The organism is Mesorhizobium sp. M1428, assembly GCF_040317515.1.
Classification (GTDB): Bacteria; Pseudomonadota; Alphaproteobacteria; order Rhizobiales; family Rhizobiaceae; genus Mesorhizobium.
Genome location: NZ_JAMYKT010000015.1, coordinates 100,949 through 118,141 on the forward strand (window position 1 = coordinate 100,949; position 17,193 = coordinate 118,141).

19 protein-coding genes are annotated in these 17,193 nt (G+C 61.8%); 9 read left to right on the forward strand and 10 right to left on the reverse strand.

Annotation, left to right across the window (positions count from 1 at the left end; genetic code table 11):
• Positions 1–57: 57 nt before the first annotated feature.
• The 8 genes from NKG60_RS21375 (at position 58) to NKG60_RS21410 (ending at position 9,722) form a co-directional block, all read left to right on the forward strand.
• The gene (locus NKG60_RS21375; RefSeq protein ID WP_352661350.1) at positions 58–1,011 is read left to right on the forward strand and encodes a TAXI family TRAP transporter solute-binding subunit; all 954 of its coding nucleotides are present in this window, start codon (positions 58–60) and stop codon (positions 1,009–1,011) included.
• A gap of 56 nt (positions 1,012–1,067) precedes the next feature.
• Positions 1,068–3,668 (forward strand): TRAP transporter permease, encoded by a 2,601-nt coding sequence (locus NKG60_RS21380; protein WP_352661172.1) that lies wholly within the window; start codon positions 1,068–1,070, stop codon positions 3,666–3,668.
• Positions 3,669–3,756: 88 nt separating this feature from the next.
• Positions 3,757–4,662 carry a DMT family transporter gene (locus tag NKG60_RS21385; RefSeq protein WP_352565700.1) on the forward strand — a complete coding sequence of 302 codons (906 nt, stop codon included), beginning with the start codon at positions 3,757–3,759 and terminating at the stop codon, positions 4,660–4,662.
• A gap of 148 nt (positions 4,663–4,810) precedes the next feature.
• Positions 4,811–5,530, forward strand: a complete 720-nt coding sequence (locus NKG60_RS21390; protein WP_352661175.1) for a FadR/GntR family transcriptional regulator — start codon at positions 4,811–4,813, stop codon at positions 5,528–5,530.
• A 105-nt stretch (positions 5,531–5,635) separates the two neighbouring features.
• The gene (locus NKG60_RS21395; protein WP_352489764.1) at positions 5,636–6,556 is read left to right on the forward strand and encodes a sialic acid TRAP transporter substrate-binding protein SiaP; all 921 of its coding nucleotides are present in this window, start codon (positions 5,636–5,638) and stop codon (positions 6,554–6,556) included.
• Between the two features lie 137 nt (positions 6,557–6,693).
• On the forward strand, positions 6,694–7,266 hold the full coding sequence (locus NKG60_RS21400) for a TRAP transporter small permease (RefSeq protein ID WP_352661178.1): 573 nt from the start codon (positions 6,694–6,696) through the stop codon (positions 7,264–7,266).
• Positions 7,267–7,269: 3 nt separating this feature from the next.
• A complete protein-coding gene (locus NKG60_RS21405) occupies positions 7,270–8,676 on the forward strand; it encodes a TRAP transporter large permease (RefSeq protein ID WP_352452150.1) in 1,407 nt (468 codons plus the stop codon).
• Positions 8,673–9,722 carry an L-idonate 5-dehydrogenase gene (locus NKG60_RS21410; RefSeq protein ID WP_352661180.1) on the forward strand — a complete coding sequence of 350 codons (1,050 nt, stop codon included), beginning with the start codon at positions 8,673–8,675 and terminating at the stop codon, positions 9,720–9,722. The genes NKG60_RS21405 and NKG60_RS21410 overlap by 4 nt, the downstream gene beginning before the upstream one ends.
• A gap of 124 nt (positions 9,723–9,846) precedes the next feature.
• Here the strand turns inward: NKG60_RS21410 and NKG60_RS21415 are convergent, their stop codons facing one another.
• From NKG60_RS21415 to NKG60_RS21455, 9 genes are all read right to left on the reverse strand, one after another.
• Positions 9,847–11,586, reverse strand: coding sequence for a relaxase/mobilization nuclease domain-containing protein (locus tag NKG60_RS21415; RefSeq protein WP_352661183.1), 1,740 nt, complete (start codon positions 11,584–11,586; stop codon positions 9,847–9,849).
• A gap of 243 nt (positions 11,587–11,829) precedes the next feature.
• Positions 11,830–12,513, reverse strand: coding sequence for a lytic transglycosylase domain-containing protein (locus NKG60_RS21420; protein WP_352863140.1), 684 nt, complete (start codon positions 12,511–12,513; stop codon positions 11,830–11,832).
• A gap of 382 nt (positions 12,514–12,895) precedes the next feature.
• Positions 12,896–13,222 (reverse strand): DUF736 domain-containing protein, encoded by a 327-nt coding sequence (locus NKG60_RS21425; protein WP_352661189.1) that lies wholly within the window; start codon positions 13,220–13,222, stop codon positions 12,896–12,898.
• Between the two features lie 23 nt (positions 13,223–13,245).
• Positions 13,246–13,827: a S26 family signal peptidase gene (locus NKG60_RS21430; RefSeq protein ID WP_352863138.1), complete on the reverse strand. Its 582-nt coding sequence runs from the start codon at positions 13,825–13,827 to the stop codon at positions 13,246–13,248.
• Positions 13,824–14,246, reverse strand: a complete 423-nt coding sequence (locus NKG60_RS21435; RefSeq protein WP_352661195.1) for a hypothetical protein — start codon at positions 14,244–14,246, stop codon at positions 13,824–13,826. Before NKG60_RS21435 ends, NKG60_RS21430 begins: the two co-directional genes overlap by 4 nt.
• Positions 14,247–14,262: 16 nt before the next feature.
• On the reverse strand, positions 14,263–14,553 hold the full coding sequence (locus NKG60_RS21440) for a helix-turn-helix transcriptional regulator (protein ID WP_352661198.1): 291 nt from the start codon (positions 14,551–14,553) through the stop codon (positions 14,263–14,265).
• A 113-nt stretch (positions 14,554–14,666) separates the two neighbouring features.
• Positions 14,667–15,197: a DUF2285 domain-containing protein gene (locus tag NKG60_RS21445; protein WP_352661353.1), complete on the reverse strand. Its 531-nt coding sequence runs from the start codon at positions 15,195–15,197 to the stop codon at positions 14,667–14,669.
• A gap of 52 nt (positions 15,198–15,249) precedes the next feature.
• Positions 15,250–15,435 (reverse strand): transcriptional regulator domain-containing protein, encoded by a 186-nt coding sequence (locus tag NKG60_RS21450; protein ID WP_352661356.1) that lies wholly within the window; start codon positions 15,433–15,435, stop codon positions 15,250–15,252.
• A 165-nt stretch (positions 15,436–15,600) separates the two neighbouring features.
• Entirely contained in the window at positions 15,601–15,879 is a 279-nt protein-coding gene (locus tag NKG60_RS21455; protein WP_352661201.1) for a DNA -binding domain-containing protein, read from the reverse strand.
• A gap of 77 nt (positions 15,880–15,956) precedes the next feature.
• Here NKG60_RS21455 and NKG60_RS21460 point away from each other — a divergent pair, with 77 nt between their 5' ends.
• On the forward strand, positions 15,957–16,184 hold the full coding sequence (locus NKG60_RS21460; RefSeq protein WP_352489766.1) for a helix-turn-helix domain-containing protein: 228 nt from the start codon (positions 15,957–15,959) through the stop codon (positions 16,182–16,184).
• Between the two features lie 69 nt (positions 16,185–16,253).
• Here NKG60_RS21460 and NKG60_RS21465 read toward each other — a convergent pair whose 3' ends face one another.
• A complete protein-coding gene (locus NKG60_RS21465; protein ID WP_352661204.1) occupies positions 16,254–16,583 on the reverse strand; it encodes a DUF736 domain-containing protein in 330 nt (109 codons plus the stop codon).
• Positions 16,584–17,193 lie beyond the last annotated feature (610 nt).

The window sequence follows — 17,193 nt, forward strand, 5'->3', positions numbered from 1 at the left end:
CGTCATCGGCGACGGGCCGGGACACCCACCAGAGAGGTAGCAACCATGTACAGTTCGATGAAAACCCTGATCGGCGCGGCGGCCTGCATGCTGCTGGCGCTGCCATCCGTCGGAGCCGAGCAGCGCTTCGTCACGGTCGGCACCGGCGGGGTCACCGGCGTCTACTACGCCGTCGGCGGTGCCATTTGCCGACTGATGAACAAGGACCGGCAGAAAACCGGCATCCGATGCTCGACGGAGTCGACCGGCGGTTCGGTCTTCAACGTCAACTCCATCCAGACCGGGGACCTCGATTTCGGCTTGACCCAGTCGGACGTCCAGTACCAGGCCTACGAGGGGGCCGGAAATTTCGACGGCAAGCCGTTCAAGGATCTGCGGGCCGTGTTCTCCGTCCATCCCGAGCCGTTTACCGTGCTGTCGCGGCCGGACGCCGGCGTTACCAAATTCGAGGACTTCAAAGGTAAACGCTTCAACGTCGGCAATCCCGGGTCAGGCACCCGCTCGTCCATGGAGGAGTTGCTCAAGCAGATGGGCTGGACGCTCGGCGATTTCTCGCTTGCCGCGGAGCTGAAGGCGGACGAGCAGGGCAGCGCGCTGTGCGACAACAAGATCGACGGGTTCTTCTACGGCGTCGGTCATCCTTCCGCCGCGATCCAGGATCCGACCACGGCCTGTGGCGCCAAACTCATCCCGCTGACCGGTCCGGCAGTGGATGCGCTGTTGGCAGCTCATCCGTACTATTCGGTCGCCACCATCAAGGGCGGCATGTACGCCAATAATCCGGACGACGTGACGACATTCGGCGTCCGCGCGACAGTGGTGACGAATGCCAGAACGCCCGATGAGGTGGTCTACGAACTGGTGAAGTCGGTCTTCGAAAATTTCGACGACTTCAAGAAACTGCATCCGGCTTTCGCCAATCTCGATCCCAAGGAGATGATCAAGACCGGTCTATCGGCGCCAATGCATCCGGGCGCGGAGCGCTATTACAAGGAGAAGGGCTGGCTCTGAGGCCTTCAATGCGAGGCGCCCACGGCGCCTCGCATCGCAAATAATTGTGGGGAACGATGACAGATCAAAGCCAGCGGGCGGCAGCGCCTGACCAACCCGTTATCGACATCGACAAGCTCAGCGAGATCGTCGCCGAGGCCGACACCGGTGGGCGCAAGCCGACCGGCCGCACCGCGAAACTGATCCTCGGCGTATCGCTGGCATGGTCGCTGTTCCAGCTCTGGTATGCCTCGCCCCTTCCGTTCATGCTCAATTTCGGCGTCGTCAGCGACGGCATCGCCCGCTCCGTCCATCTGGCCTTCGCCCTGTTTCTCGCGATGCTGACGTTTCCGGCCTTCAAGACCTCGTCGCGCAGCCGCGTGCCGCTGCCCGACTGGGTGCTAGGCATCGCCGGGGCGGCGTCCGCCCTCTATCTGTTGGTCTTTTACAGCGATATCGCCCATCGGCCGGGTCTTCCTACTACGGCTGACCTTGTCGTCTCGATCGCCGGCGTCCTCATCTTGCTCGAGGCCGCGCGTCGCGCCGTCGGGCCTGCCATCACCGTCATCGCGGCGATCATGCTGATCTATATCTTCGCCGGGCCTCACCTTCCTGGCCTGCTTGGCCACAAGGGCGCGACGTTATCGCGCGCAGCCTCGCAGATGTGGCTGACGTCAGAGGGGGTCTTCGGTGTTGCCCTCGGTGTGTCCACCAACGTCGTCTTCATGTTCGTTCTGTTCGGAACATTGCTGGAACGCGCCGGCGCCGGCGGCTTTTTCATCCAGCTTGCCTTCTCGCTGCTCGGCAAATACCGCGGCGGTCCGGCCAAGGCCGGTGTCGTGGCTTCCGGCCTGACCGGCATGATTTCCGGCTCGTCGATCGCCAATGTCGTGACCACCGGAACCTTCACCATCCCGTTGATGCGACGGGTCGGATATTCTGCGGTGAAGGCGGGCGCCATCGAATGCGCGGCCGGCGTCAATGGTCAGCTGATGCCTCCGGTGATGGGCGCGGCCGCGTTCCTGATCGCGGAATATGTCGGCATCTCCTATGCCGAGGTGGTGAAGCACGCCTTCTACCCAGCGCTGCTGACCTACGGCTCGTTGTTCTACATCGTCGATATCGAGGCGATGAAAACGGGGATGAAGGGCCTGCCGTCACGCAGCACGCACTCCGCATTTCAGGGTGCGCTGCGCGGGCTGATGGGCATATGCGGCTTCATCGTCCTCGCAGGGCTTGTCTATTACGGCATTGGCTGGACGAAGATCGTTTTCGGCGCCGCCGCGACCTGGATGATCACTGCCGCGCTGATCGTCGTCTACATCGGCCTTGTCGCCTACCGGGCGCGCTATCCCGACCTGCCGCTGGAGGATCTGGAGGGCGAGATAGTCAGGATTCCGCACTTCGGCGAAACGGCGCGCACCGGCCTGCATTTTCTGCTGCCTGTGATCCTGCTGATCTGGTGCCTGATGGTGGAGGAGTTGTCGCCCGGCCTGTCGGCATTCTGGGGCGCTGTCGCCCTGATGGCGCTGATCGTGACGCAGCGGCCGCTCACCGCCTTTTTCCGCAAGGACCGCGCGCTGGCACGGCATTGGCTTCACGGTTTCGACGATCTGGTCGGTGGCCTGTCCGCCGCCGCACGCAACATGACGACGGTCGGCATTGCCACTGCGACGGCCGGCATCATCGTCGGCACGGTTCTGCTCACAGGCATCGGGCTGGTGATGACCGAGCTGGTCGAATTCATCTCGGGCGGCAGCTTCATCGTCATGCTTTTGTTTACCGCGGTGATCTGCATCATTCTCGGCATGGGCATGCCGACCACTGCAAGCTATGTCGTCGTCGCCACCTTGATGGCGCCGGTCATCGTCGATTTGGCGGCGCAGAACGATCTTGCCGTGCCGCTGGTCGCCGTCCACATGTTCGTTTTCTATTTCGGGCTGATGGCGGACGTGACGCCGCCAGTGGGGCTGGCGGCTTATGCTGCTGCGGCAATTTCCGGCGCCGATCCGGTGAAGACCGGCATTCAGGGCTTCACGTACGAGATCCGTACCGGCCTGCTGCCGTTCATCTTCATCTTCAACACCGGACTGCTGATGATCGATCTCGAAGGTCCGTTCGATTTCGTCGCGATGGTGGTGACATCGACGCTGGCCATGATCTCGTTTGTAGCGGCGACGCAGAATTGGATGCTCGTGCGCAACCGGTGGTACGAGACGATTGCGTTGCTTCTGGCCTGTTTCATCTTGTTCAGGCCGGGATTGTTGCTCGATCAGGTGAGCGAACCGTATCGGGCAGTACCCGCCTCCGAACTCAGCCGTATCGTCGACGAGACAGCCGAGGGAGGCGCGGTTCGCTTGCGCCTGACGACATTGAACCTCAACGGCGATGAGATATCGAAGCTGGTTCGGCTACAGCTCGGGCCTGAAAATTCACCGGCCGAACGCCTGAAGGCTGCGGGCCTGGATGTCAGCGCGCTTGGCGAGAGCGTGACGGTCGGTGTCGTGCGACTGGGCAGCCAGGCGGCCAAATTCGGCCTGCAGCCCGGCGACGAAATCAACCAGGTGCTAGTCCCTGCGGAACGGCCGTCGCGCTACTGGTTTACCATCCCGGCCCTGTTGTTGCTCGGTCTCGTCTTCTGGGTTCAGAAGCGGCGAAGGCGGATAGCTGGGCTGTAAGCGTCTTGTGAGCGGAAGAGTCTTGGCCAGCATGTCAGTAACAAGAGAACCAAACGGCGCCGCGGAACCGGCTAACGTGGAAATGCGCATGACGACGCGCGACCGCCCCTTCGAACCCGTCGACTACGGGCTTTACGCGCTGACGGTCATCGCCTGGAGCGCATCTTGGTTCGCCATCGAACTTCAGGTCGGCAGCGGGGTGTCGAACGAGGTCAATCTGGTCTGGCGCTTCGCCATCGCCACGCTGCTGATGTTTGCCTGGGCGGGTTTTTCCGGTCGGCGGCTCCGCTTTCCAATCACCGATCATTTGCGCTTTGCTGTGCTCGGTATCCTCATCTTCTCGTCGAACTTCCTGTTTTTCTATTATGGCGCCGGCTATCTCGTCAGCGGCTTGCTCTCGGTCGTCTTCTCGCTCGCCTCGGTCATCAACATGCTGCTCGGTGCCTTGGTCATCGGCGAGCGCCCGGCGCCGCGCATTCTCGCCGGCGGCATCATCGGCTTCGCCGGAATAGCGCTGATGTTCTTTCCCGAAATCGCCGCGAACGGGCTTTCCGGTGGCACGTTGGTGGGCCTTCTGCTGTGCCTCTGCGGTACGCTGAGCTTCTGCGCCGGCAATCTTGTCTCCGTCGCAAACCAGCGCCGCGGCCTGCCGCTCGTTTCAACCAGCGCCTGGGGCATGCTTTATGGCACTCTGTGGTCGGCGTTCCTGGCCTTCCTGCTCGGTGAGCCGTTCGTGTTCGCGACGACCGCCTCTTATATTGGCTCGCTGGTCTTCCTCGCCGTCATATCGACCGTCATGGCTTTCGCCGCCTATCTGACGCTGCTCGGACGCATTGGCGGCGCCCGCGCCGGCTATGCGACCGTCATATTTCCCGTCTTTGCGCTTTTGATCTCCACGGCGCTGGAAGGCTATCACTGGACCGCGTACGCGATCATCGGGCTCGTCCTCGTCGCCGCCGGAAACGTCCTGGTCATTCGCGGAGGACGGCGCTGACGCATGGAATGCTTGCGCAATGCCGCCGCGTTCCGGTTGCGCGGGCCGCGGTGCCTGTCGAGCTTGACTCTCTGCATCCTCCGTTTAAGCTGCGGTCAATGGGTCAGACCAATGTACCAGGAGTGGCCCCGGGAGGAACTAAACGCGCATGCCGATCCAGGCAGTTGAACCACGCCGGCTTTACCGACAGGTCGCCGATCAGCTCAGGCAGCTGATCGATGCTGGCGAGTTTTCCGTCGGCGACCGTCTGCCGACCGAGCGGGATCTGGCCGACCAACTCGGAATTTCCCGCCCGACGGTCCGTGAAGCGCTGATAGCTTTGGAGGTCGAAGGCCGCATACGCATCCGCGTCGGCTCGGGTATCTACGTCACCGATCCGCCGAGCGCCGCCGCCTCCGAACCCGAAGTCGAGGAAGGCCCGTTCGAGCTGTTGCGCGCGCGCGAATTCGTCGAAGGCGCGATCGCCGCCGAAGCGGCCCTTCACGTGCGGCCTGCAGATATCGAACGGCTCGACGACGTGCTGCGCCGGATGGAGGCCATGCTTCACCCCAACAAGATGACCATTGCGCTCGACCGGGAATTCCATACCGCTGTCGCCGGCATTCTCGAGAACGCGGTGCTGGTGCGCTTCATCGGCGAGCTTTTCGACCAGCGCATGAACCCGTACTTCGAACGCCTGTCGATCTATTTCGAGACCAGCGATTCCTGGCAGGTCGCGGCAAAGGAACATCGTGCCGTGCGCGACGCAATTGCCGCGCGCGACCCCGAGCGGGCCAAGGCCGCCATGCAGCAGCACCTGCGCCAGTCGCAAATCAGATTCTCACGCAATTTCGATGAGAGAGCCGCAGCCAAGGAGGTTGCGGAATAGCAGTTGGCCGGGGGGAGATCCGGCCGTCAAGTTCAACCAGGGAGGAATTAGATGCTGAGAAAATACGCAGTTCTGCTCGGTGCGATCGTCGCAATTGCCATACCCATGACGTCGGCCTCGGCGGAAACGGTCCTGAAATGGGCACATGTCTACGAGACGACGGAGCCCTTCCACACCGAGTCCGTGTGGGCTGCCGACGAGATCAAGAAGCGTACCCAGGGCCGCTATGCCATCGACGTCTATCCGGCCTCGCAGCTTGGCAAGGAAGCAGACATCAACCAGGGCCTGATGCTCGGCACCGTCGACATCATCATTTCCGGATCGAGCTTCGCGGCGCGCGAATATCCTCCGATCGGCGTCACCTATTTCCCATACACTTTCCGCGATGCCGACCATCTGCTGAAATACACCAAAAGCGACGTCTACAAGGCCCTGACCAAGGGCTATGAGGACAAGACCGGCAATCATATCGCCGCCACCACCTATTACGGGACGCGGCAGACCACCTCGAACCGGCCGATCGCCAAGTGCTCCGACATGCAGGGCCTGAAGATGCGCGTTCCCGACGTGCCGGCCTATCTGGCCATGCCGCGTGCCTGCGGCGCCAACACGGCGCCGATTGCCTTCGCCGAAGTCTATCTCGCTCTGCAGAACGGCACGGTCGAGGCCCAGGAGAACCCGCTGACCACCATCGAGGCGAAGAAATTCTACGAGGTGCAGAAGAACATCGTGCTCACTGGCCATATCGTCGATCATCTCAACACCATCATATCGGCGTCGCGCTGGGCCTCGCTGTCCGACGAGGACAAGAAGATCTTTACCGAGGTCATGCAGGAGGCTGCCGCCCGCGCCACGGCGAAGATCGTCGCCCGCGAAAAGGAACTGGTGCAGGTATTCAAGGACCGCGGCATCACCGTAACCGATGTCGACCGTGCCGACTTCGAGAAGAATGTGCTGGAGAAGGTCACCTTCGAGGAGTTCGGCTACAACAAGGCCGATTGGGAAGCGATCCGCGCTATCAAGTAGAGCATCGGAAACCGGATGCTCAATCAAGAGGATAGGGCGGCGATCGGATTAGCCGCTTGCCCATCCGTCCGGCTTCAAATCGTGCCGGACGGCCTTTCCAATCCTTGACGACCCACCAGCTTCGGGAGCCCGTGCCAATGGCCGAGGAACACCACACCGAGATCACCGTCGAAGAGATTGTGCACGCCTTCGAGGAGGTGCCGGTACACGTCGACCTGTCGGACCACGGTATCGAGGACTGGGTCACGCTTGCTGTTTTCTGGGGCATGGTCGTGTGTGTCTTCCTGCAGTTCTTCACCCGCTATGCGCTGAACAACAGCTTTGCCTGGACCGAGGAGATCGCCATCAACGCGCTCGTCGTCGTTGTCTTTCTCGGCGCCGCCATGTGCGTGCGCCTCTCGCGCCACATCCACGTCGACGTGCTTTACCACTATCTGCCGGAGCGTGTCGGCCGCTGGCTGGCGCTCGCCGTCGATATTATCCGCATCGCATTCTTCGCCTACGGAACATGGCTGATGTGGCGCTACGTCACGATCGTGGCGCATGAGCGCATGGTCACCGTCAACCTGCCGCGGCGCTGGTTCTTCTACGCCGTTCTGGCGGGCTTCGTGCTGATGCTTCTGCGCTCGATCCAGGTCTTCATCGGCAATTATCGGCGCGGCTATTCGGTGCTCGAGCGTCCCGGTGCGTTCGAGACGGCGGGGGTCTGAGCGATGCTGCTTCTGGTAGGGGGCTTTCTTGTCCTGATGCTTATCGGCGTGCCGGTCGCTGTTTCGATGGCGGCCGCCTCGATCCTTTACCTCGTCATCTACGGCGTCGCGCCCGATATCATCGCAGCCCAGCGCATGATCGCCGGGGTGGAGAGCTTTCCGCTGCTCGCCGTTCCCTTCTTCATCCTGGCCGGCAACCTCATGAACATCGCCGGCGTCACCGGACGCATCTATTCCTTCGCCCTTGCCCTGGTCGGCTGGATGAAGGGCGGCCTGGCGCAGGTCAACATCATCGGATCGGTGATCTTTTCCGGCATGTCGGGCACCGCGCTCGCCGACGCCGCCGGCATTGGCACGATCGAGATCAAGGCGATGAAGGACCACGGCTATCCTATCGACGCCGCGGTCGGCGTCACCGCCGCTTCCGCGACGCTCGGGCCGATCTTTCCACCCTCGCTGCCCTTTGTCATCTACGGCATGATGGCCAATGTCTCGATCGGCGCGCTGTTCATGGCCGGCATCCTGCCCGGCGTGGTCATGACCGTGCTGATGATGATTACGGTCGCCATCTTTGCCTACAGTCGCGGCTGGGGCTCCGACACACCTTTCGAGCTTCGGCGGCTCGCCGAAGCGGCGGGCGAGGTGCTGGTGGTGGCTGCCTTTCCGATTGGCTGTTACGTGCTTGTGCAACTTGGCCTGTCGATCAACATCGCGGTCGGCATCGCGCTGCTGGTTCTGATCGCGGCGGACTGGTATTTCGATTTCTCCGCGGTCATGGCGCTGATGACGCCGGTCATCCTGATCGGCGGCATGACTATGGGCTGGTTCACGCCAACCGAAGCGGCGATGGCGGCTGTGATCTGGTCGCTTTTCCTCGGGCTGGTGCGCTACCGCACGATGACGCTGCGTTTGCTCGCCAAGGCCAGCTTCGACACGATCGAGACGACCGCCTCGGTGCTTTTCATCGTCACCGCCGCATCGATCTTCGCCTGGCTGCTCACCGTCAGCCAGGCAGCACAGCTGTTTTCGAACTTCATTTTCGCGCTCACCGAAAACAAGTGGGTCTTCCTGATCCTGGTCAACATCCTGATGCTGGTGGTCGGCTGCTTCCTCGATACGATCGCCGCGATCACCATTCTGGTGCCGATCCTGCTGCCGGTTGCCGCTGTCTACGGCATCAACCCGGTGCATTTCGGGCTGATCATGACGCTCAACCTGATGATCGGGCTTTTGCACCCGCCGCTCGGCATGGTGCTGTTCGTGCTGTCACGCGTCGCCAAGCTTTCGGTCGAGCGCACCACCATGGCGATTCTGCCGTGGCTGGTGCCGCTTATCGTGGCGCTGCTTCTGATCACCTTCATACCCGCCATCACGCTTTGGCTGCCGACCGAGATGGGCCTGATCCGGTGAGTGGCCAGGTGATTGCCGCGACGCTGTTCGGCGCGCAGGACCTGCGCGTCGTGGAGCGTCCGCTCGAACCGCTGGCGCCAGGCATGGTGCGGGTGCGCTTCGGGGCAGGGGGCATCTGCGGCTCCGACCTGCATTATTTCCGACATGCCCGTACCGGCGACTTCGTGGTGACCTCGCCGCTTGTCCTCGGCCACGAAATCTCAGGCGAAATCGTCGAGATCAACGGCGCGGCACCCGGCCTGGGCGTCGGCGACCATATCGCGGTCAATCCGTCGCGCTGGTGCGGGCATTGCGCGCGATGCCTGGAAGGCCGCGCCAATCTCTGCGAAAACATCTATTTCATGGGCTCGGCATCGAAGACGCCGCATATGCAGGGCGGTTTCGCCAGTCTGTTCGACGCCACGCCCGCGCAATGTTTCAAGGTTCCATCTGACGTGGCCTACCAGGCGGCGGCACTTGCCGAGCCGTTGGCGGTCAGCCTGCACGCCGTCGCGCGGGCGGGCGACATCAGGGGCTGCAACGTCATCCTGTTCGGTGCCGGTCCCATCGGTCTCTTGACCATGCTCGCGGCCAGGCTTGCCGGCTGCGGTGAACTGACCGTCGTCGATATCGCCGCCGCGCCGCTCGCCTTCGCCCGCAGATTGGGCGCCGACAGGATGATCGACATTTCCGGCGGCGACGCCGAGCTCCAGGCGCTCACGACGGATGGTTCGCTTGACGTGGCGTTCGAGATTTCGGGCAGCGCGGCCGGCCTTGCCGCTGCGATCGCCAGCGTCCGGCGCGGCGGCACGGTGGTTCAGGTCGGCAACCTTCCCGGGGGCCAGATTCCACTGCCGGCCAATGCGGTGATGGCCAAGGAGATCGACCTCAAAGGCACCTTCCGCTTCGGTACAGAGTTCGGTCGTGCAGTCGACCTCATTGTGTCGCGGGAGGTGCACGTCCTCAAGTTGGTGACAGCGGAGCGCACGCTTTCTTCGGCCCCCGATGCGTTCCGACTTGCCGCCGACCGCACTCAGAGCGTCAAGGTCGTGCTGACCGCGGACTGATTGTGAATTTGCGGGCCTGTTTTGAAAGCGACCATGGCGGTCGGCTGGGCAGGTACATACAGAATGTGAGTCGCCCGGTGCTGGCTTCCTAGACTAGCATCACACAGAGTCTGCGCGTGTCGTCTCACAACCCGACGCCGCGCTTCTTTCCCAAGCTCCAATCCATGCCCCCTGTATCCGGACACACGACTCCGGAAACCTGATTGCCAAAGCGCTTTTCGAGCGGTGGCGACCAGGGCACGAGCCTGAAGTCCAGACCATTGTCGATCATCGCGAACCGGCCGGAAGCCAGCGAGAAACGCTGCCGGTAAATCCCAGCCACATGGTCGCCGTTGGCAGCGTTTCTGAATGACAGGCCGGTCTCGGCGGCGAGGCGGGCACCGAGCGATTCCACCTCATGATCGTGTAGCGTATCGATTAGATTGCGCGCTAGAACAACGCGCTGTCCCTCGCGCCTGGCCAGATCGCGCCTGACAAGCTCGTCGACCCGATCTTCCAGTGCCTGTCTTACCTCCCCGCCAAAGCCGCTGTCGCGCAGTTCGGCTGGCTTACGCGCAACAAGTTGCCGATCGAGCCAAGTCGCGCCGGAAGCATGGACCTGCTGTTCGATCGAAAGGTCAGAGCGGACGGCGAGACGCACCTTGCCAGAGCCATTTGCATCCGCATCGCGGCACAACTCCACGACCGAGCCTGGGTCTGAGTCCCCGGCCGCGTCAGGGTCATAGAAGCGAATGTGGTGCGGGCGACCGTCGATGCCGTCGACGATGGCGTAAGTCGAGCCGCGCAGTTCGTCGAGGCCACGTTCGAGCAGTCGCCCGATCACCGGCGCATCAATCTTTTCGGCCGCGAGCACATACTCCATAGTCCCTCTTTCTAGCCCCCGCGCGGTGACGCTACGGTGCATGCGCTTGATGATGTCGCCGCGTTCGCCGAGGCCGCGCAAAGTCGCCTCGGCCTCTTCGGCCATCATCCATTGGCCAGGATGGGTTTCATAGGCGAGGCCCAGTCTTTCCAGTTGCCGGAGCCGGCCGACCTTAAGCCCCAGGAACTCGTCGGGCTGACAATCAGGATGTGGCGCGAGTTCAATGATGCCATGACGGTCAATGTCGCGAACAAGCTGGCGATCCAGCTGCGTCCAGCGCTCAGTGTCGACCTGCCGCTCTGTGGCCTGGCGGATGTCGAGGTCGGTGCGGAGCCCCAGCGTCTGGGTGAGAATGTCGCTTGCCCGATCGCGCATGCCCTGGCGGATGTAGTCGCGCGAGATGACAAGATTCTCGCCATCGTCGGCAATGCCGCGAACGAGGATGTGAACATGCGGATGTGCGGTGTTCCAGTGATCGACGGCAATCCAGTCCAGCCTCGTGCCGAGGTCGCGCTCCATGTCGACCATCAGATCGCGAGCGACGGTCTTGAGATCACGGAGCTCCATTGCATCGTCCGGCGAAACGATGAAACGGAAGTGATGACGATCGTCCTTGCAGCGGTCGGAGAACGCGTCATGGTCTGCCTCTTCGGTGTCGGGGCCGAACATCCTCGCCTTCTCGCCATCACGTGTAACACCTTCGCGGCGAAGGTACTTGAGATGGGTGGCGAGTGGTGCAGACCCTCTGAATTGCCGCACCACACGGGTCTTGACGACGGCGCCTCGTGAGCGCTCAGAGATAAGGTGACTGGCGCGGATGCTTGCTGACCTGCCGCGACCAAACGTTGAAGCTCGTGGGGAGGTGATCCGGCCCTCCCTTGTAAGATGACCGCCAGCACGCTGTGTGGCCGCAAGCGCCTGAAAGATGAAGGGCCGCGCGCGCTGGCTGGCGCGGGAGCGGATGCGACCAGGGCGGACGCGAAAGCTATCGTCACGTTTCATGCCAGGCGGCCACGAGGTGCGGTTTCCGTTGGAAAGACCGAAAAATGCGAGTAGCGCACATCGCCGTTTGTGCCAGCACATCGCGAATTGCGTTGAAACTCACAAGGAAAACAATCGGCCGACCGAGCCGCGCCTCGCGGCCCTTTATCCTGCCAATCTCTGCCCCCTCATTTGCGGCCAACCATTCCGCCGCAATGTCCGCGACGGAACAGGCCGGAATGCAATCGAGGAGGAATCTGCCGATCATCGCAAGGCCGGTGAAGTGCGCTGAGCGAATAGCCCGGGAACAGCGGGGTTCGGCCAGAAACGGCTCTCACCTGGCCATGGCTCGATCGCGGTCAGGTCAGCAACAGAATTGCCCGTTAGCGACTGCATTGTGGACGAATGAATCGCCGCAAAGGTGGTCTCTGCATAGCCATTGCCATTCAATGCAGCGGCGTTCCGAATGTAATGGGTATGCGCAAAAAGCGCGGTACTGCGTGAGGTGCCTCTGTCTCTTCCTTGCTGTGCACACCTCGGACTGGGAACTGAGTCATTGATAAGCGGCGCGAGTTTCCTGACGTAGTCGACCGTCTCGCGTGGCAGAGGACGGCCGGTGGACAAATGTTCCTTGTACCGTCCAGGGCCGGCATTGTAAGCGGCAAGAAAGCCGCGGCGCCCGAAGGTGTCGAGCATTTCGCGAAGATACGCAGCGCCTGTAAAGATGTTGTCACGCGGCTGATAGGGATCGTCGCCGAGTCGGTGCTTGATGCGCAGTTCTTCCCAGGTCGCCGGCATTATCTGCATCAGCCCCATTGCGCCCTTTCTTGAACGCGCTCGAACATCGCCGACGCTCTCGACATGCATGACGCCGGTAAGCAAACGCTCCGGAATGGCGAACCGTTTAGCCGCTTGCCGGATATGCCGCGACCACTGGCCAGCCGACAAGATCGTGCTCTCGGAGTGAGCCGACCGTTCACCATGAGAGCATGCGTTTGCAACAGCTTCCGGAGTCGCGAAGGCGAGCACGATGCATGTGGCAATCCTTGTCACACCGCTGTGGACGGCATCCCGCCGACCCCGGAACCGATGAGCTGCCAGCCCGCTACGGTGTTCACTTCCGTTAAGCGCGACGCCTCGCTGGCCCGACCAGCTTTGCCAAAACGCTGATGAAATCGGCCTCTGGATTGACAAGCAAGTGTCCGGACGCCTCTGATGTTCGTCGCGCGCTGCTGCCGGACTGGCGATCCTCTCCAAGGCTTTGGCCGGCGTCCGATCGGTCAAAGGCGTTGACGAGGAAGATTCATCGAAGGGCTCAAACAGCATCTGTTCAGCCTCGCCCCTCGCGCTTCGGTGACCGGTTCCAGTGCAGGCTCCAGACGCGGTTCTCGGCGTCGGACCGGAACAGCTTCGCGCGGATCGGCTGCGTAAAGGACGGGTCGTCAATTGAGACGGAGATATAGTCCCCAGCCTTGTCTCCGGTGCGGTCCCACGCCGCGCCGACCGCCATTCCCTCGCAATAGACGAGGTGGTCGGGCGCGTTTTCAGTTTTGGATCTCTCAGCAGGCAGGATGGCAATCTTCGCCTCGATCGTCAGCGTTGAGAGATTGCCGAAGAAGCCGTCATCATTGCGTGTGAAGGTGCCGATCTGGGGCATTGCAGTGCTCCTTTCATGAGTGTTCAGTGAGCGTTGAGCCGAGACGTGACGGTTCGCCGGGAAAAGCCGTTGGTGACATCCAGCGCCGGAGCGGCGCGTTTCGCGGTCCAGACGGGAACCGCGCGGGCAACAATCAATGAGAGCGGGAGCGGACCGAAATAGCGGCTGTCAAAACTTCCGGTAGCGTCCGGGTTCATGAGGAAGACCTCGCCGTCGGCGATCTCGTGGCAGCCCCGCCAACTGGGCAGGGGTCGACCGCGGCTGTCACGCTCGCGTGCATGCCCATAGGTCCTGCCGTTGACGATGATCGCTGTACCTTCGCGGCAGACTGTCGTGCCCCCGAGTGCCAAAACCTGCTTCAGGAGCGGCACGTTTTTCGGCAGATATCCGCGTCTTGCCATGAAGGCCGCCAATGGCTCGGGCGGCACGATGACGGCGATGCTGGCAACACGGATTTTGTCGGCCGGCAGGGTGCGATAGAGCCCGATGGGGACGCTTGCGGACGCGTTCCAGATAGCCAGCGGCGGATGACTAATCCACGGCGGCGCCGCGGCGAGCACTGAGCCGCCAACCATCGCGGCGATGATCTTCATGCGCTTGCTCATGACTCGATCGTGGGGCGCAACAGGGAAACGTTACGACGCTTGTGCCTGTAGAGACTCGGGCGCTCGCATGCGGCCATCCAGCTGTGGACGCGCTGATCAGGCCACATCAAGGCCGGCGTCTGGTGCTGTCTCGTCGCGAGCAGGCGCTGCCGCAATCTCGTGGCGTGGGCGTGGATGGTTTGCGGCGCGGCCCAGACTGGAATGTCAGCGTGCCAAATCGTTGCCATGCCGGGCACATCCGCCACCTCAACCCAGCACGGTTGCTTGTCCGCATGAGCATGGATCGGTGTCAGGCGGCGGGATTTCACCAATAGGGCGAGCAGCCACACCACGAGATCACGCGTACCGCATGGAGCGAAGCCAGACGAGTAAGCGTGAGACAGCGCAAGCTGCTGCTGAATGGTCTCGGGATTCTGCATTTCATTGTGCCACAGATCAGGAGCTGCGGTCGCGCCTGCCGACATAAGCCGGCGCGCGGGCTGCATAGGGTTTTGCCGGCGGAACATTGGTCGCATTCGCATCGCTGGTGGAGGTGCGCGCGCCGAGCTCTATCCAGGCATGCAAGTCGTCGATGTCGTAAAGGACGCGTCCGCCGATCTTTCGGTATTTTGGCCCGGTTCCATAGGTCCGGTGCTTTTCGAGAGTACGGGCGCAGAGCCCGACGATGGGTGCTGCCTCCTTCGTGCGGAGGTATTTTCGGGGCGCGTCCGCGGGACCCTTCGACATTTGCTCGATCTCCGTTCGGTTGTGCTGTCATCCTGGCCTGCCGGGACGCGCAAAGCGGACCATGCTCGAATGGGCAAAAGAGAGGGAGGGCAAAGATCGGGGGCGTGTTGTTGCTACCCCGAAGAAGGACTTCGGCGGCCGGACTTCCCGCTGCGACTGTGGGGGTACAAGAGAAGGTCGCGATAGCCGCCAGCGACTAAAAAAGCTGCACGGCGCAAGATAGCCCGGACCTTGTGCCGGAGATGATGATCACGCCAGTCCCGCGGTACAATCGGCTCTCGCGACAACAGCACCTCCGCGATCTGACGATAGGTTGCACCCATGTGGTGACCATCATGCGCGCGCAAATTGAGGATGTGCCTGACCTTGGTCTGTTGCGGTAGGGAGCCGTAGGATGGACTGAAAGCTCGGCCGTTCAACGCCCGCCAGAGCCGGCGCGCCGCATCGAGCCGCGTCTCAAATGCAGCGTCGAGGGGCAGATAAATAGCATCGAATTCGCCGGAGCGGTCTTCGCAGACCAGATGGCTCTTCCCGGTTGAAGCAGACCAAAGAATGTGAAGCCCTTCCTCCTGCTGCCAGACCCTGGCTCCGATAAGTCTGGAAGGCCGAATTCTCTGATGAGAGGGGCTGATGGAGGCGGACATTCGTGTGGCCCGCAGCACGCGCGGCGAGGCCTGTTCTGTCCAGACGATATTGTCAGCCTGCGGAAATCCGGCACCGGCAGTTTTGAAATCGCGCACCCCAACGGGCAGCGAAGTCGCGCTGATCGACAGGATCTTCGGAACCTGAGAGCCGCGAGGCGATCTGGCGGCACTCGGCGACAAATTTATTGTTCCGGATCAGATATTCGGCGGCGAACTCCACAGCTTGGTAGCTGCACATGTGCTCGTAGGCCGCCGGTTCGGTCCAATCGCCCTGCACGGTTCCTGTCCTCTCCGCATAACCGCATCTGAGGCCCCGGCACCAACATTCAGAGTGATGAACAGATTTGAATAGTTGGAGAGTGGGCAAATCGTTGCGCAGATTCAGCAAAGCATGACAAGGCGCTCAATGGGGAGCGCCTCCTGCGAGAAGATACCGGTAGCCGCTGGTCGTCATCCATCGCGCGCGTGCAAGATGGGTTTCCCAAGACCTGAACGCCCGCTCAGGCTCCTTTTCTGGGTCAATGTGCAGAACGATCCTGGCCACCTCTCGCCAATCGGCATCTTCCGCCGCCGCATCAAGCAGGCGAATGTAGGTAAGTAGCCGCTCCTCATCATAGCCGGTCAGGATCGGGTCATCCGGGGCCGTGTCGGCGACATCAGGATCGAGCAGTGGCTTGAGCAAGCGATTTCCAATCGTCTAAGTCAATTTGTCGAGAATACTCCGTGGCTGAATACTCGACAAGCATTGCACTCGCGGACATGGAAATACGCGAGGTATTTGCGCGCAATCTGAGGCAGCACCGAAAGGCGGCGGCGCTTTCGCAAGAAGAACTTGCCCACCGTGCGGACGTTGATCGCACCTATATCAGCGCGTTGGAACGCAGCGTCTACGGCGCGACGATAGACGTTGTCGACAAGTTGGCAAACGTTCTCGGCATCGAGGCCGCAGATCTGCTCAGACGTCCTGCACCAAATGTTCAAAGATGATACTTGCTTCAGCGTCCACAAGTTAAAGACAGCTCCCGCCCGGTTCGCGGGCGGGAGCTCGCGGCTTTCTCAATCGCGGTTGCGGCGGCCGTTGGACCGGGACCAAATGAGGCTGTGGCCTTCTCCGTCCTCATCGTCGAAGAGGTTGGCGTAGATCGGAGCGGTGAAGCTTGGATCGTCCAACTTCAGGCCGAGATAGTCGCGGTCCTCACTGGAGCGCTTGGCCCAGGCGGCGCCGATCTCGACCTGCGCTACGAAGACGCGATGGCTGGGGGCGCTGTCGCCGGAGCGGTTTGCCTCGGGCACGATGCGGACGTTTTTGGCCTGAAGCGAGAGGGTGACGATTTCGCCGGTGAACTCGTTGTTGTCGGTCTTTTTGAACGTTCCGATGGTCGCCATGAGCCTTCTCCTTGTACTCTGTTTCGAGCCCGCACCATTGCGGCCTTGATGGCGATCTGCGGGCCGGAGGCAATCGACGCCGCATCGCTTGCGACCGCAGCATCAGCGGAGGATGACAGCCAAGCGACTTTGTTGTTTCGCGAGGAATGACGGCGAAGCCGGCAGGGGAAGAAAGTCGATCGGCGTCATTGCGGCTTAGGCGATTGAGGCGAAGCCGACCTTCGGCCAGATCAGCCCATTGAAGAGGTCGTTTGGAGCGGCCGGTCAGATAGAGGCATCAATGGAGGATCTCATGCGAAACCATCGCACTGGCGAAAGCCGGTTACCACCATCACCACTGTCGATGCTTCCCCTGAGAAGGCTTCCGGGAACAGCAAGCTGGTGCTGGCACCGCGCTTGAGATGCGCATGCCGTGGCTCAAGGGCTGACGTGCATCGCCGGAGATTCGCCATCTTTGGAACAGGAAGGCAGTCGTGGCAAATCCGAAGCGCGCGTCGCGCGATGTCGCGTCAGCGGCAACGGAAGCAATGCACAGATTTGTCAGAAACAGCATCCGATCCGCCTCGGTCCTCGGTGCGTTCGCCCCGATCCACGGCCCGTCCGGTTAGAC